Here is a 14,064-nt window from a genome sequence, read left to right as displayed (position 1 = left end):
ATGCGTGACGCCATGATATGTAGGCAAGCTACATGTCATGGCGAAACGCGCGAGAACGCTGGTGGTGTGGCTGCACGTCGTGACCTCGGTCGGCTGGCTCAGCCAGGCCGTCGGGCTGCTGGCGCTGGTGCTCTACGGAATGAACACGGGTGACATCAACGCGTTCAGGATGGCACGCGTGCTGGATCACCAGGTGCTCGCGTTCATGGGCGCCGCCAGTGCGTTCACCGGCATGATGCTCAGCGCGACGACGCCGTGGGGCTACTTCCGGCACTGGTGGGTGCTTTCGAAGTTCGCGATCACCATCGTTCAGCTCTACATCGGCATCTTCATCCTGAGCGACAACCTCGAAGCTGCCGCGCACGGTCACGTGACCCCGTGGTTGCCGGTCGGCACCGCCTGCATGATCAGCGGGTTCGCGTTCCAGACGTGGCTCAGCGTCGCGAAGCCGTGGGGCCGCACGCCGTGGGCGGACCCGAAGGTCAAGCTGCCCACGGCGAGCACCAAGGCGTTCGTGCTGGCATTGGTGATCCCGTTGGCGGACCTGGTGATCGGCATCTACACCAGCAGCCCGGCGCCGTTCCTGATGCTGATCACCGTGATCGCCTACTCGATCAGGCGGGCCGCCAGGGGGAGGAACCGGTCGTCGGTCGTGTCGGGTCGTGGAAGCGCGGCAGGTCCGGCTCGTCGAGACGCAGCGGCACCAAGCCCTCGGTGATCGCGATCATGATGCGCTCGTGGGCGCGGCGGGCGTCGCCCATCGTCTCCGCCGAGAGGTCCGAGAGCTCGACGGGCTTGCCGAAGTGGACCTTGAACGTCGGGCGCTTGCGGATCGCGGACAGCCACGACCTCAGGTACGGCAGGAAGTCCCGCCAGCCGGAGACGTGCAGGTTGCCCCAGTACACGGCCTCGTGGGCGCCCCACTGGCTGATCGGGATCACCGGGATGCCGCCGCCCAGCGCCATGCGGGCGACACCGGTCTTGCCGCGCTCCGGCCACATGCCGGGGTCGAGCGTGATCTTGCCCTCGGGGTAGACGGCGATCGGGTCGCCGCCCTTCCGCAACGCCTCGACGGCGCGGTGCATCGCCTCGCCGACGTTCGCCGACCTGCGGTCGACGCGCAGGTGGCCGCACGCCTTCAGGGCCGGGCCCATGATCGGTGCGTCGAGGAGGCCGCCCGCGAGCATGAAGCGCGGGTTGATGCCGATCTTGCGGCACGCCGCGATGAGCACGAACGGGTCGAGGTTGCCGATGTGGTTCGAAGCGAGCAGCAACGGTTTGCCGAGCAGCTCCTGAGGAACGTCGCCGGACACCTCGAGCCTGCCGGTCAGCGCGACGAAGCCACGGTCGATCGCCATGAGCACGCGCCAGAAGAGCGGTGTGGACACGCGGGGCAGCGTACGGCGTGTCGGAACGACACCGTGCCGAATCCGGTGAACCATGAGCTTTCGCACGCGTCCCAGTTGCAAACGTGGCTGGTGAGACGCGAGGGACTACCTTATACACATGGCCGGGCGTACAGGGACTTCGAGAAAGACCACGTCACGCGGCAAAGCACCAGCCAAGCCGCGGGCGCGCTCCACCGCGTCCAGAAAGCCCGCCCCGCGCAAGAGCGGCGGCGCCATCAGCGCCGTGTGGGGCGCGTTGGGACGTGGTGTCGGCAGCCTCGTGCGGACGGTCAGCCGTACCAAGGACCTGGATCCCGAGCACCGCCGGGACGGGCTCGGGCTGCTGCTGATCGCGCTCGCGTTCATCACCGGCGCCGGCGTGTGGTGGCAGGCGGGCGGACCGGTCGGCCAGTGGGTCGACGTCGCGGTGCGCAGCTCCGTCGGGTTCCCTGCGGTGATCGTGCCGGTCGTGCTGCTCGGCATCGGCATCACGCTGATGCGCACCGACCCGAAGCCGGAAGCGCGGCCGCGGCTGATCATCGGCTCGCTGCTGATGATGATCGGCGTGCTCGGCATGTTCCACCTCATCGGCGGCCTGCCGATGGATCCGATCGAACGCCGCAGCGCCGGTGGTGCGCTGGGCTACCTGGCCGGCGGTTTCCTCGCGCAGGGCCTCACGTCGTGGGTCGCGGGCCCGTTGCTGTTCCTGATCTTCGCGTACGGCCTGCTGGTCGTGACGCACACGCCGATCCGCCAGGCGCCCGAGCGGATCCGCTCGCTGCTGCACCCCGGCGCGTCCAAGGAAGAAACCCCGTTCGACGAGGAAGAGACCGCGGAGGAGCCGAAGCCGGTTCGCCTGCGCCGTCCGTCGCGCCGCCGCCAGGCAGCCGCGCCCGTCGAGGAGGAGCCGCAGGCCGAACTGCCGCTGGAGGAGCCGGAGCCCGCGCCGAAGCCTGCCCCTGCTTCGAAGAAGGAGAAGGCCGCTGCCACGGCGATGGTCGTGCGCGCCGTCGAGGGTGAGTACCAGCTGCCGCCGCCGGACGTCCTCAAGAACGGTGACGCGCCGAAGACCCGCAGCAAGGCCAACGACCAGATGATCGAGGCCATCACCGGCGTGCTGGACCAGTTCTCGATCGACGCCCAGGTCACCGGCTTCACCCGCGGCCCGACGGTCACGCGCTACGAGGTCGAGCTCGGCCCCGGCGTGAAGGTCGAGAAGATCACCGCGCTGACCAAGAACATCGCGTACGCCGTGGCGACGGACAACGTGCGCCTGCTGGCCCCGATCCCCGGCAAGTCGGCGGTCGGCATCGAGGTGCCGAACAGCGACCGCGAGATGGTGCGGCTCGGCGACGTGCTGCGTGCGCCGTCCACGGTCAAGGACACGCACCCGATGCTGATCGGCCTCGGCAAGGACATCGAGGGCCACATGGTCACCGCGAACCTGACCAAGATGCCGCACCTGCTGGTCGCGGGCTCCACGGGTTCCGGCAAGTCGTCGTTCGTCAACTCGATGCTGGTGTCGCTGCTGTCCCGCGCGACGCCGGACGAGGTCAGGATGATCCTGATCGACCCGAAGATGGTCGAGCTGACGCCGTACGAGGGCATCCCGCACCTGATCACGCCGATCATCACGCAGCCGAAGAAGGCCGCGGCCGCGCTGGCGTGGCTCGTCGAGGAGATGGAGCAGCGCTACCAGGACATGCAGGTCAACCGGGTGCGCCACGTCGACGACTTCAACCGCAAGGTGAAGTCCGGCGAGATCACCGCGCCGCCCGGCTCCGAGCGCGTCTACCGGCCGTACCCGTACATCATGGCGATCGTCGACGAGCTCGCCGACCTGATGATGACCGCACCGCGTGACGTCGAGGACGCCATCGTCCGCATCACGCAGAAGGCGCGTGCGGCCGGCATCCACCTGGTGCTGGCGACGCAGCGCCCGTCCGTCGACGTCGTCACCGGTCTGATCAAGACGAACGTGCCGTCGCGGCTGGCGTTCGCGACGTCGTCGTTGACCGACTCGCGAGTGATCCTGGACCAGCCGGGCGCCGAGAAGCTGATCGGCATGGGCGACGCCCTGTACCTGCCGATGGGCGCGTCGAAGCCGGTGCGCATCCAGGGTGCGTTCGTCGGCGACGAGGAGATCTCGTCGATCGTCGAGTTCACCAAGAACCAGGCCCAGCCCGAGTACACCGACGGCGTCACGTCGCAGAAGGCCGGCGAGAAGAAGGAGATCGACGCCGACATCGGCGACGACCTCGAACTGCTCGTGCAGGCGACCGAGCTGATCGTCACGTCGCAGTTCGGCTCGACGTCGATGCTGCAGCGCAAGCTCCGCGTCGGGTTCGCGAAGGCGGGGCGCCTCATGGACCTGCTGGAGACCCGCGGGGTGGTCGGGCCGTCCGAGGGCTCGAAGGCACGTGAGGTGCTGATCAAGCCGGACGAGCTCGAGTCCGTGATCCACCTGATGCGTGGAGGCGGCCCCGCCGACGTCGGCGACGAGGACTGAGTCCTGCTTTCAGGGACTTACTTCAGGCCTGCCTGCTGGATGCTCGTGGCCGTGGAGCTCGCGCTGCCACCGAACTCACGAACCGCCGCGTAGTAGAGATCGGCGGTCCGCCTGCACGTCCAGTTGCTGCCGCACTGCTTGTACATGTCGGACTTGAAGTTGTTGTCGATGCGCAGCCGGTTCGCCTCGCTGAACCGGCCCTGGCGCTTGTAGTTGCGGTAGCCGAAGTCGTGCCGGTGGCAGGTCGGCAGGAACTTGAAGCCGAAGGGGTTGTCCGGCGAGTACGAGCAGCCGTCGGACGACCAGTCGAGCTGGCCGGCGTGGGCTGTTGGGCGCGCAGTGTTGTGAACTGGCTGAGTGTCTTCGAGTAGAGGTAGTTGTCGGTCACCGCGACGATGTCCACGGCGTGGGCCGGTGCACCCGTGAAGATCAGGGCCAGGGATGCGGTGGCACCCACGAATGCCGAGCGCAGGGTCTTCGACATGGCGAGCTCCTCGGTGTGTGAGCAGGGTCTCGCCAGTTGTAGCGTGTGATCGACAGTCCTCGGTAGACACGATCTGATGAACGTCAGGTGATCAGGTGACCGCACGCGATCGCTGTGGCCACGCGAAGTTCGCGCGGTAAGCCGAGTGAGTGAAGCATCTCGTGGTCCGCTACTCCGCCGAGCAGGTAGCCGCCGAGTTTCTGCTCCGCCAGACGGAGGCAGATGCTCTGGGCGGCGGCGCCGGCCTCGAGCAGGCCGAACCTGCCCGCTCGTTCGCCGTACTTCTCGAACGCCTCGTCGTCCTTCAGCACCAGCACGATCGCGAGCGGCGGCACCTCGGGCGTGCCGAGGATCTCCGCCAGATCCGCCGGCGCCGGGCCGATGTCCTGCAGGGCGTGCCGGCGGATGTCGTAGCGGACGGCACGATCGTTCACGAACGCGTAGCAGCGCAACGGGTACAGGCCGCCGGCGGACGGGTGGCTGTTGTCGCCCAGCGCGCCGAGGACTGCGCCGAGTTGCTTGTCCGTCAACGGTTTCGGCGCGAACTCGCGGGTGCTCTTCCGTGCCTGGAACAGCTTCTGCAGCCGGTCGTGAGGTTTCGGCAGCGGTCGTGGCGCGGAAGGCAGTTCCAGCGGGTCGATCAACGGCGGCTGCGGCCGGAAGTCGCGCAGCCGTTCGCCGAGCCTGCGCTGGTGCAGCGGTGAGAACCGGCTGGCGGCCCAGAAGTCGTCGAACACGCGATCACCCCAACGGATGTGGTGCTGGATTGGGGAACACGCCCGGTGAGGCGTGCGGGTAGCGCCAGTGCAGCTCGCGGACGCGGCCGCCGAGGTGCGGCCAGCGGTGGTCCGAGTGCAGCGGCGCGAGGTCGGGGGAGAGGACGCGGACGCAGTGCAGGCCGACCGCCGACAGTTCCGGCGTGGTGAGCTCCCGGTACGCGAGCCGGATGCCGCGGTCGTCCAGCGCGTGCACCAGCTCGGTGAGTTCAGCGGCGACACCGCGGCATGCCGCGTCCGGTGGCGGGTCCGTTTCGATGCCGTTCCACCACGGCAGCGCTTCCCACTCGTCGGGGTGGGTCGCGTAGTAGACCGCGTGCTTGTCGAAGTCGGTGACGTCCAAGACGGGCTGATCACCGTTGCGCGCCAGCCACACCTCGATGAACACCGTGCCCTGCACCCACTCCTCGTACGCCTTCCGCAGCGCCTCCGCCACGGTCGCGCGGCAGGCGAGGCCGAGTGTCGGCCGCGGTTTGCCGGCGATCGGCAGGGAGCCGGCGACGGCGATCACCGGGTGCGGGCTGTAGTCGGGCGTGAGGTCGAACGCCTGGGCGCCGTGCGGAAGATCGGCAGCGAACCGTTGTGGTGCAATGGAATGCAGCCACGTCGTGGTGAACGCGTCGCGCTCGACCAGTTCCTGCGTGGCCCTCAGCAACGCGCTGGTGGTCGACGGGCCTGCCGCCAGACCGGACGAGGTCGTGGGCAGACCATGTGAGGCGTCCAGGCCGACGAGCCCGGCCGGCACGCGGATCGGGGAGTTGCCGGGCAACGTCCAGGCCCGCGTGTACCGCGTGTCGACGTATCCCCTGCGGTAGCGGTAGTCGCCCCGAACCCGCTGTTCCACGGTGTGCAGGCTGAAGTGCTCCAACGGCCAGCACTCCCCGTCGGTCGCGACCTCCAGCGGAGCACGCGCGGCAGCGTGCCGTTCCAGGGCTTCGGCAACAGCCGCGACCCGGGTCGTGCCGCCGGAAGTGCCGCCGCTCGCGAAGGGCTCCGGCACCGCTGCCCAGCCCTCGATGTCCACATCGGACAGACTGTGCGGCACGGGGTGCAGCTGTGACACGACACCCTGCCGCCACCCGACCGCGCGCTCGATCAGCGCCTCGGCGACGGTCTTCACCGCTTGCCCCGGTAGTGCCGGAAGAGCCGGTACCCGAACGCCGATGCGCCGCCGACGTAGATCACCGCGATCACCGAGATGTGCGTGGCTTCGGCGAGCGGTCCCAGCAGAGGCAGCACGACGAACGGCTCGACGCACCACAGGAACGCCCAGCCGAGCAGCCGTATCGCGCTCATCCCCGGCCTCGGCGATCGAGCGATGACGCCGGACGCGACCGCCCACCCGAGCGCCACCCCGAAACCGCCGACCCACCAACCCCAGTGGAGGTCGAAGACCTCGCCCAGCGTGACGAACGGCAGCACGACGACGAGCAGCGGGTAGAGCGCGGCGGGCAGTACCAGGAGGCTGCGCGGGCGTTCGAGCTCTTTGGTGTCCTGGTGCAGCGCTTCCGGGATGTGCACGGCGGCGCCGACCGAGGAAATCGCGCAACAGCAACAACAACAGCAACAGGTGGGCGTCGCGGCGTTCGCGGCGGCCGCACCGGGTGAGAACTGGTCGGGCAACCGGACCGCGGTGGTCATCGCCTGGACCTCCTCAAGAGGTGGACAGCACCGAAGACGAGGCCCGTGAGCAGGCCTGACAAGACCGCCGCGCAGGCGACGACCACGAAGAAGAAGAAGACCCAGGCGAGCAGGTCAAGCATCACGAGCCCGCCGGCCACGCCGTCGAGTGGTTCAGGTGGTGGCTGTACCGCTTTCACTGTCCCCCCAGGGCAACGACACGCGCCCGACGGGAAGCACCGGGCAGATCTCGCAGTCGGCGGCGGGCAGCACGCTCTCGCGCGTGGTCGTGAACTCGTCGAGGTTGACGGTCACGACCGCGTCCAGCAGCGCCAGCGAACCGTTGCGGATGTTCTGAACCGCTTGCAACGCAAGAGAAACCGGGAACTCCGAAGACATCGCTCCCGGCTGCGGGGGAGGTGGCGGGTCCCCCCACCGCCGCCCCGCCCGCACCGCGAGGCACGCCAGGCACGCGCCCGCGCCGGGCACCACGAGGGGCCCGATCGCGGCGGTGTGGTGGTACGCGAGGTCCAGCAACAGGTGCGGAACCTCGGTGGTGCGCGCCACCTCGACCAGGTCGACCAACGTGCCGGTGGTCCGCACAACGAGCAAGAGGTCCGGATCGTCGTTGTGCGGCAACCGCTCCACCAGCCCGGCGGGTGCCTCGCCGACGAACCGCGTGCCGACCCCCATCGGCTTGCGCTCGTCGGCGGGCAACCGCGCCGGGCGGAGAGCGCCCAGGGTCCTCAGCTGGGCCACGTGCCGGCGAACCGGTTCCCCCAACCGGCTTTCGTCGACCGTTCGAGCCACTCCCCTCAAAACCGGCTCGAACAGTCCCGCCAGCGCCACGGCCACCGCCCTGGGCAGGTCTGGAATCAGGTACGCGAGGTCAGCGCCCGCGTAGACGACCAGGCCTTCGTCTCTCATCTGCGCGTGCCACCGGGGATCAGCGACCAGGCTCATCCTCGTCCCCCCTCGCCAGAAAACACTCGATCTCCTGCTCGCTCGGCAGTTCCCCGTCCGGATCGACGATCTTCTCGGCGATCGGCGGCAGCGGCTGCTCCGCCCACGCGGGCTGGAACTCGTCGCTGGGCAGCAACCCGTGCCGCGACGCGAACTCCTCCGCCGCGTCCCTGATCGACTCCCGCAGCGTCCCCACCACCGCGGTCTCCGCCGTGTAGGTCAGCTCGACGAGCAACGTCCGCACGTTCTCCAGCTGGTTCTCGTCACCGGCCTTGCGGGCCAGCTCCGGCCAGAACTGCTGCTCGAACAACCGCACGAAGTCCGCCGCGATCGCGTCGGTCGCCGTGCGCAGGCGCGTGAAGCTGTCCATGACGTCATCGCTGGGCACCCTGAGGCCGGCGAGCCTGCCGCCCGCTTCGAGTGCCCAGCGACGCGCGTGCGGCCAGCCGTACTTCCACCGCACCAAGCCCAACCGCATAGCCCGGAGGAGGAGTCGCGGTTGGACGTCTCCCATCGGAATCAGGTGCTTGATGTCGCGCACCTTGATCCGAACCCAGTCGTCGGGTCCCTCGGCCTCGCCCATGCCGAGCACCGCGGCGACCGACTCGCCCTTCTCGCGTGCCGTGATCAGCTCCGCGATCGCCGGCAGCGAGAACCCCCGCTGCTGCAACCGCTGGACCAGCGTCAACCGCTCGACGTGCGAGGCGTCGTAGAACGCCACGCGCCCCTGCCTTCTCGGCGCGTGCAGCACACCCTTCGTCTGGTACATGCGAATGGTGCTGCTGGGCAGGCCGATCCGGGCAGCGAGCTCGTCGATGGTCAGCGATTCGGGCACACCGCAAATCTTGGTGTGCCCAGGTTCGTCGAGTCAAGACTCTTCGAGTAATTACTCGAAGAGTTACAACTCCAGGAGCATCCGGCTGTTGCCGAGGGTGTTCGGCTTCACGTAGCTCAGGTCGAGGAACTCGGCGACACCCTCGTCGACGGACCGCATGATCTCCTCGTAGACCTCGGGGCTCACCGGCGTGCCCTCGATCTCCACGAACCCGTGCTTGCCGAAGAACTTGGTCTCGAACGTCAGCACGAAGATGCGCGCGAGCTGCAGCTCCTTGGCCGTCGCGATGAGCTGCGCCACGATCCGGTGACCCACGCCGCGGCCGAGCGCCAAGGGGGAGACCGCGACGCTGCGGATCTCGGCCAGGTCCTCCCACATCACGTGCAGGGCACCGCAGCCGAGCAGCTCACCGTCCTCCTCGGCCACCCAGAACTCCTGGACGGCCTCGTAGAGGGTGACCAGCGGTTTGGACAGCAGGACCTTCCCCGCGTACCCGTCGATCAACGCCTTCATGGCGCGCACATCACTGGTGCGGGCGCGCCGCACGACTACCCCACTGGTCACGATCGTCAAGTATGAGTGCCCATCACGGACGTCCACCGGCGGGCAAGCACCTCGCGTTCGGCGGGGGTGTACAGGTCCTGCTCCAGCCCCCAGGCCGCCGCGACCGCGCAGTCCCGTGCGTCTCGCCACATCTCGTCGTCGCGGTACTCGGCCGCGCGTTCGACTGCGCGGTGCACCTCCAGGTACGAGTTGCCCCAGCCGTCGTCCCAGTGCTTCTCGTACAGCCTTCGCTCATGGGTCCCGTCCATCGCCGCGATGCGGTCCACCTGGTCGTGGCGCAGCCGCGCGGCCTGGTCGAGGATCGTGAGCACCTGGTCGCCGCGCGGGCCGAAGAACTGCCACGACGGAAGTTCCTCGACGACTGTCAGTTCCCGGACGCGAGAGAACTTCAAATGAGGGTGTTCGCTCACGGGCGGGCCCACGTCCGTCACGCGCCAGATGCGGCACGGCCACGCCACAACGTCGCGCGGACTCTCGTGCACGACCATCCCGTCGTACGGGTCGAGCTCGCGTGGTGGGACCTGGGCGAAGAACACGTCCGGGTCGAACGTGCACCGGGCGCCGGGGGCGAGCGGTGGCGAGCCGTAGAACCCAGAGCCGTCCGGGCGGGTCGAGACGAACAGGTCCACGGCCGGGACCGTAGCAATTGAAGGCGGGAGACCTGGGCCGGTTACGCTGAGCGCCGTGTCTTCTCCCACCACTCCGCGACGCGTGTCGCTGCTGACCCTGGGCTGCGCCCGCAACGAGGTCGACTCCGAGGAACTCGCCGGGCGCCTCGGCGAGGGCGGCTGGGAGCTGGTGGACGAGGGCGCGGACGTCGTCGTCGTCAACACGTGCGGCTTCGTCGAGCAGGCCAAGAAGGACTCGGTCGACACGCTGCTCGCCGCGTCCGACACCGGCGCCAAGGTCGTCGCGGTCGGCTGCATGGCCGAGCGGTACGGCAAGGAGCTCGCGGACAGCCTGCCGGAGGCGGCGGCCGTGCTCGGCTTCGACCAGTACAACGACCTGGCCGAGCGCCTCGACGACGTGCTGCACGGCAAGCGGGTCGAGTCGCACGTGCCGGTGGACCGCCGCACGCTGCTGCCCATCACGCCGGTGAAGCGCCAGGAGGCGGCCGCCGACGTCCAGGTGCCCGGCCACGGCTGGGGGCCCACCAAGGTCCAGCGCCGCAGGCTCGACGACGCCCCCGTGGCCCCGCTGAAGATCGCGAGCGGCTGCGACCGGCGGTGCTCGTTCTGCGCGATCCCGAGCTTCCGCGGCGCGTTCGTGTCGCGGCACCCCGACGAGGTCGTGGCCGAGGCCATGTGGCTCGCCGAGAACGGCGTCAAGGAGCTTTTCCTCGTCAGCGAGAACTCGACGAGCTACGGCAAGGACCTGCCGCGTGAGCACGGCGCGCTGGAGCAGCTGCTGCCCCGCCTCGCGAGCATCCCGGGCGTCGAGCGCGTGCGGGTCAGCTACCTGCAGCCGGCCGAGACCAAGCCGTCGCTGGTGGCCGCCATCGCGAAGACCGAGAAGGTCGCGAACTACTTCGACATGTCGTTCCAGCACTCCAGCGAGAACGTGCTGCGGCGCATGCGCCGGTTCGGCGACACCGACAGCTTCCTCAAGCTCGTGTGGCAGATCCGCGAGCACGCGCCGGAGGCGGGCATCCGCAGCAACTTCATCGTGGGCTTCCCGGGCGAGACCGAGGAGGACCTGCAGGAGCTGGAGCGGTTCCTGACCGAGGCGCGCCTCGACGCGGTCGGCATCTTCGGCTACTCCGACGAGGACGGCACCGAGGCCGAGAACCTCGACGGCAAGCTCGACGCGGACACCATCGCGGAGCGGGTCCAGCGCATCGGCAACCTCGTCGAGGAGCTGACCAGCCAGCGCGCGGAGGACCGCGTCGGCAGCGAGGTCGTCGTGCTGGTCGAGCACGAGGAGGACGACGAGAGCGACTGCGTCGGCAGGGCCGAGCACCAGGCGCCCGAGGTCGACGGCGAGTGCATCGTGCTCGAAGCCGAGGACCTCAAGCGCGGTGACCTCGTGCGGTGCCGCGTGGTCGACTCCGAGGGCGTCGACCTCGTCGTCGAAGTGATCGAGGTGCTGGGGACATGACGGAGGCCAGGAAGGTCCCGCTGCTCAACGTCGCCAACATCCTCACGATGGCGCGGATGGCACTGGTTCCGGTCTTCCTGCTCTCACTGTTCGCGGCGGGCGGCTTCGACACGACGTGGCGGCTCATCGCGTTCGGGATCTTCGCCGTCGCGAGCTTCACCGACCACATCGACGGCACGCTCGCCCGCAAGCACGGGCTGATCACCGACTTCGGCAAGATCGCCGACCCGATCGCGGACAAGGCGCTGACCGGGTCCGCGCTGGTGGGCCTGAGCATCCTCGACGTGCTGCCGTGGTGGATCACGATCGTCATCGCCGTGCGCGAGGTCGGCGTGACGCTGCTGCGGTTCTGGGTGATCCGCTACGGCGTCATCCCCGCCAGCCGCGGCGGCAAGGCCAAGACGTTGCTGCAGATCATTGCGATCGGGTTGTTCCTGCTGCCGCAGAACGACGTCATCGCGATCATCGCGTGGGTGATCATGGCCGCCGCGCTCGCCCTCACGGTGGTGACGGGAATTGATTACGTCATCCGGGCGTTCAAGTTGAAAGCTCGCGCAGGTAGGGCGGTGGCGTGACCGACGTCGTCGGACTGCTGAAGGAGCGCGGGCAGACCGTTGCCACCGCCGAGTCGCTGACCGCGGGTCTGCTGTGCGCGACGATCGTCGACACACCGGGGGCGAGTGCCGTGGTCCGCGGTGGGTTGATCGTCTACGCCACCGAGCTCAAGCACGAGCTCGCGGGCGTGGATCAGCAGTTGCTCGACGAGCACGGAGCCGTGCACCCCGATGTTGCGATCCAACTGGCCGAAGGAGCCCGGAACCGGTGCAAATCGGACTGGGGGATCGGACTGACCGGGGTCGCAGGCCCCGATCCGCAGGATGGAGTCGCTCCAGGAACGGTCCACATCGGCTTGAGCGGTCCTGGAGTGTCCACAGTGCGGACAATCACTGTTAGTGGTGACCGGAAAGCGGTGCGTTTCACAGCCGTTGAAAAAGCGCTGGTCCTGCTGTCGGATTACCTGCTGATCACCGCGGACGGGAACAAACGATGACTTCGCGTTCGTTCGCCCTTGGCGGACGTGTTCGGAACTCACTGCCCGTTGTCGGTGTCGATCGGTAACGTAGGGACACGGCCGGCCGGAAGGAGGCGCGCGATGACCGTGCTGCTACGCGAGGCGATCGGTGATCGGCTTCGCCATGCCCGCACCAACCAACGCCGCACGCTGCGCGAGGTCTCTCGGACCGCCCGCGTGAGCCTGGGGTACCTGTCCGAGGTGGAGCGCGGCCGCAAAGAGGCGTCCAGCGAGCTCCTCGCGGCCATCTGTGAAGCATTGGACCTGCCGCTGTCCGAGCTGCTGCACCACGTCGCCTCCGACATCGGCGCCGTTCAGCAGACGCCCGACACGGTGCCGGACACCGTTCCGGACGGCCGCTCGGCGCACGAGCGCGGGAAGCTGGAGGGTGGCCGCGTGCTGCCGACCACGCTCTCGGACGACCTGTCCGACCTGCGGCTGCAGCCGATGCTCACGCACAGGCTCACGAGCAAGATCGGCGAGCCGCCGAAGGCAGTCGTCGCAGCTTGATCACACGTCGTTGCCGACCCCGCTCGCCCAGAGGCGAGCGGGGTCGCTCGCATTCGGCTGCCCGGCCCTGCGCTGTGGCCCCCGACACGTGACGGTCTGCAACAAGAACGGCCGTTCGCACGTTCAACTGACAACGACGGCAGCGTGCCGGACGGCAGGCAACGGCTTGGCCACAGCACGCTGGGTCACCGCGTCCTCGGGCGCGGGTGCGGGCAGGATTGGCACGTCGTCAGGCGTGTACTCCTAAGTCCCGGGGTGAGTCAGGGTGTTCCCGGATATCTCCCCAGGTTGGTGGAACCGCCGACGCACAATTGAGACGATGGATCCAACACCGGCACCGAGAAGGCAGGCGTAGGAGATGGCCAGTCCGTTCGTGAAGTTCTGGAAGTACCTCATGGCGGCGTTCTCGTCCAAGATCGACGAGCACGCTGACCCGAAGGTGCAGATCCAGCAGGCCATCGAGGAGGCGCAGCGTCAGCACCAGGCGCTCTCTCAGCAGGCCGCGGCCGTGATCGGCAACCAGCGTCAGCTGGAGATGAAGCTGAACCGGCAGCTCGGCGACGTCGAGAAGCTGCAGGCCTCCGCGCGTCAGGCGCTCGTGCTCGCCGACGAGGCGCGCTCGAAGGGCGACGAGCAGAAGGCGCAGCAGTTCGAGAACGCCGCACAGGGTTTCGCCACCCAGCTCGTGACGGCCGAGCAGGGCATCGAGGACCTCAAGACGCTGCACGACCAGTCGTTGCAGGCCGCCGCTCAGGCCAAGCAGGCCGTCGAGCGCAACGCGATGATGCTGCAGCAGAAGCTCGCCGAGCGCACCAAGCTCCTCAGCCAGCTGGAGCAGGCGAAGATGCAGGAGCAGGTCTCCGCCTCGCTGAACCAGATGAGCGAGCTCGCCGCGCCGGGCAACGTGCCGTCGCTCGAAGAGGTCCGCGACAAGATCGAGAAGCGCTACGCGACCGCGGTGGGGTCGGCGGAGCTGGCCCAGAACTCGGTGCAGGGCCGCATGCTCGAGGTGCAGGCCTCGACCACGCAGCTCGCGGGTTCGTCGCGGCTGGAGCAGATCCGTGCGTCCATGCACGGTGGCCAGGCCAGCACGCCGCCGCAGGTCACCGCGGGCAACAGCGCCGCGGCGCAGATCCAGGCCGAGATCGCGCAGCGCGTCCAGCAGGAGCAGAAGACCACGCAGCAGCAGGTCCCGCCGACTCAGAGCTAGAACTGAGCATCGGGGCAGGAGGAGTCAGCAGGTGAT

Annotated in this window: 16 protein-coding genes; 7 read left to right on the top strand and 9 right to left on the bottom strand. The window is 68.6% G+C overall.

All coding sequences use genetic code 11. From position 1 onward, the window contains the following. The first annotated feature begins 37 nt into the window (after positions 1 to 37). Positions 38 to 718, top strand: a complete 681-nt coding sequence (locus ABFX45_RS15950; RefSeq protein WP_346130698.1) for a hypothetical protein — start codon at positions 38 to 40, stop codon at positions 716 to 718. Here the strand turns inward: ABFX45_RS15950 and ABFX45_RS15945 are convergent. Continuing rightward, the gene (locus tag ABFX45_RS15945; protein WP_346131010.1) at positions 615 to 1,358 is read right to left on the bottom strand and encodes a lysophospholipid acyltransferase family protein; all 744 of its coding nucleotides are present in this window, start codon (positions 1,356 to 1,358) and stop codon (positions 615 to 617) included. The two genes, ABFX45_RS15950 and ABFX45_RS15945, sit on opposite strands and share 104 nt — an antisense overlap. Before the next feature lie 148 nt (positions 1,359 to 1,506). On the opposite strand from ABFX45_RS15945, the gene ABFX45_RS15940 reads away from it, so the two are divergent. Further along, the gene (locus ABFX45_RS15940; protein WP_109633730.1) at positions 1,507 to 3,897 is read left to right on the top strand and encodes an FtsK/SpoIIIE family DNA translocase; all 2,391 of its coding nucleotides are present in this window, start codon (positions 1,507 to 1,509) and stop codon (positions 3,895 to 3,897) included. 17 nt (positions 3,898 to 3,914) lie between these two features. Here the strand turns inward: ABFX45_RS15940 and ABFX45_RS15935 are convergent, their stop codons facing one another. From ABFX45_RS15935 to ABFX45_RS15900, 8 genes are all read right to left on the bottom strand, one after another. Then, on the bottom strand, positions 3,915 to 4,451 hold the full coding sequence (locus tag ABFX45_RS15935; protein ID WP_346130695.1) for a phospholipase: 537 nt from the start codon (positions 4,449 to 4,451) through the stop codon (positions 3,915 to 3,917). 13 nt (positions 4,452 to 4,464) lie between these two features. Then, positions 4,465 to 5,118: a nitroreductase family protein gene (locus tag ABFX45_RS15930; protein ID WP_346130693.1), complete on the bottom strand. Its 654-nt coding sequence runs from the start codon at positions 5,116 to 5,118 to the stop codon at positions 4,465 to 4,467. Positions 5,119 to 5,122: 4 nt separating this feature from the next. Next, positions 5,123 to 6,277 (bottom strand): YcaO-like family protein, encoded by a 1,155-nt coding sequence (locus ABFX45_RS15925; RefSeq protein WP_170154808.1) that lies wholly within the window; start codon positions 6,275 to 6,277, stop codon positions 5,123 to 5,125. After that, a complete protein-coding gene (locus tag ABFX45_RS15920; RefSeq protein WP_346130691.1) occupies positions 6,274 to 6,798 on the bottom strand; it encodes a hypothetical protein in 525 nt (174 codons plus the stop codon). The genes ABFX45_RS15925 and ABFX45_RS15920 overlap by 4 nt, the downstream gene beginning before the upstream one ends. Before the next feature lie 153 nt (positions 6,799 to 6,951). Beyond that, positions 6,952 to 7,740: a hypothetical protein gene (locus ABFX45_RS15915; protein WP_109633718.1), complete on the bottom strand. Its 789-nt coding sequence runs from the start codon at positions 7,738 to 7,740 to the stop codon at positions 6,952 to 6,954. Continuing rightward, positions 7,724 to 8,575, bottom strand: a complete 852-nt coding sequence (locus tag ABFX45_RS15910) for a MerR family transcriptional regulator (RefSeq protein WP_233439295.1) — start codon at positions 8,573 to 8,575, stop codon at positions 7,724 to 7,726. The genes ABFX45_RS15915 and ABFX45_RS15910 overlap by 17 nt, the downstream gene beginning before the upstream one ends. Before the next feature lie 63 nt (positions 8,576 to 8,638). Further along, positions 8,639 to 9,139, bottom strand: coding sequence for an amino-acid N-acetyltransferase (locus ABFX45_RS15905; protein WP_267899903.1), 501 nt, complete (start codon positions 9,137 to 9,139; stop codon positions 8,639 to 8,641). 5 nt (positions 9,140 to 9,144) lie between these two features. Then, positions 9,145 to 9,768, bottom strand: a complete 624-nt coding sequence (locus ABFX45_RS15900; protein ID WP_109633712.1) for a hypothetical protein — start codon at positions 9,766 to 9,768, stop codon at positions 9,145 to 9,147. Between the two features lie 55 nt (positions 9,769 to 9,823). Here ABFX45_RS15900 and rimO point away from each other — a divergent pair, with 55 nt between their 5' ends. From rimO to ABFX45_RS15875, 5 genes are all read left to right on the top strand, one after another. After that, entirely contained in the window at positions 9,824 to 11,236 is a 1,413-nt protein-coding gene (gene rimO, locus ABFX45_RS15895; protein ID WP_211337210.1) for a 30S ribosomal protein S12 methylthiotransferase RimO, read from the top strand. Then, positions 11,233 to 11,811, top strand: a complete 579-nt coding sequence (gene pgsA / locus ABFX45_RS15890) for a CDP-diacylglycerol--glycerol-3-phosphate 3-phosphatidyltransferase (RefSeq protein WP_109633706.1) — start codon at positions 11,233 to 11,235, stop codon at positions 11,809 to 11,811. The genes rimO and pgsA overlap by 4 nt, the downstream gene beginning before the upstream one ends. Next, positions 11,808 to 12,287 carry a CinA family protein gene (locus ABFX45_RS15885; RefSeq protein ID WP_109633703.1) on the top strand — a complete coding sequence of 160 codons (480 nt, stop codon included), beginning with the start codon at positions 11,808 to 11,810 and terminating at the stop codon, positions 12,285 to 12,287. The genes pgsA and ABFX45_RS15885 overlap by 4 nt, the downstream gene beginning before the upstream one ends. Positions 12,288 to 12,389: 102 nt before the next feature. Further along, a complete protein-coding gene (locus tag ABFX45_RS15880) occupies positions 12,390 to 12,818 on the top strand; it encodes a helix-turn-helix domain-containing protein (RefSeq protein ID WP_109633701.1) in 429 nt (142 codons plus the stop codon). Between the two features lie 358 nt (positions 12,819 to 13,176). After that, a complete protein-coding gene (locus ABFX45_RS15875) occupies positions 13,177 to 14,028 on the top strand; it encodes a PspA/IM30 family protein (protein WP_346130686.1) in 852 nt (283 codons plus the stop codon). The last annotated feature ends 36 nt before the right edge of the window (positions 14,029 to 14,064 follow it).

This window comes from Lentzea roselyniae (genome assembly GCF_039537795.1).
Classification (GTDB): Bacteria; Actinomycetota; Actinomycetes; order Mycobacteriales; family Pseudonocardiaceae; genus Lentzea; species Lentzea atacamensis.
The sequence above is the reverse complement of the archived record's forward strand: the minus strand, read 5'-3'. Positions and strand labels throughout refer to the sequence as shown.

What these genes read in the sequence shown, in the direction of transcription:
- pgsA (WP_109633706.1), top strand. Translation starts at nt 11,233, where the DNA reads ATGACGGAGGCCAGGAAGGTCCCGCTGCTCAACGTCGCCAACATCCTC.
- ABFX45_RS15940 (WP_109633730.1), top strand. Translation starts at nt 1,507, where the DNA reads ATGGCCGGGCGTACAGGGACTTCGAGAAAGACCACGTCACGCGGCAAA.
- ABFX45_RS15915 (WP_109633718.1), bottom strand. Translation starts at nt 7,740, where the DNA reads ATGAGCCTGGTCGCTGATCCCCGGTGGCACGCGCAGATGAGAGACGAA.
- ABFX45_RS15880 (WP_109633701.1), top strand. Translation starts at nt 12,390, where the DNA reads ATGACCGTGCTGCTACGCGAGGCGATCGGTGATCGGCTTCGCCATGCC.
- ABFX45_RS15875 (WP_346130686.1), top strand. Translation starts at nt 13,177, where the DNA reads ATGGCCAGTCCGTTCGTGAAGTTCTGGAAGTACCTCATGGCGGCGTTC.
- ABFX45_RS15920 (WP_346130691.1), bottom strand. Translation starts at nt 6,798, where the DNA reads ATGACCACCGCGGTCCGGTTGCCCGACCAGTTCTCACCCGGTGCGGCC.
- ABFX45_RS15950 (WP_346130698.1), top strand. Translation starts at nt 38, where the DNA reads ATGGCGAAACGCGCGAGAACGCTGGTGGTGTGGCTGCACGTCGTGACC.
- ABFX45_RS15945 (WP_346131010.1), bottom strand. Translation starts at nt 1,358, where the DNA reads ATGGCGATCGACCGTGGCTTCGTCGCGCTGACCGGCAGGCTCGAGGTG.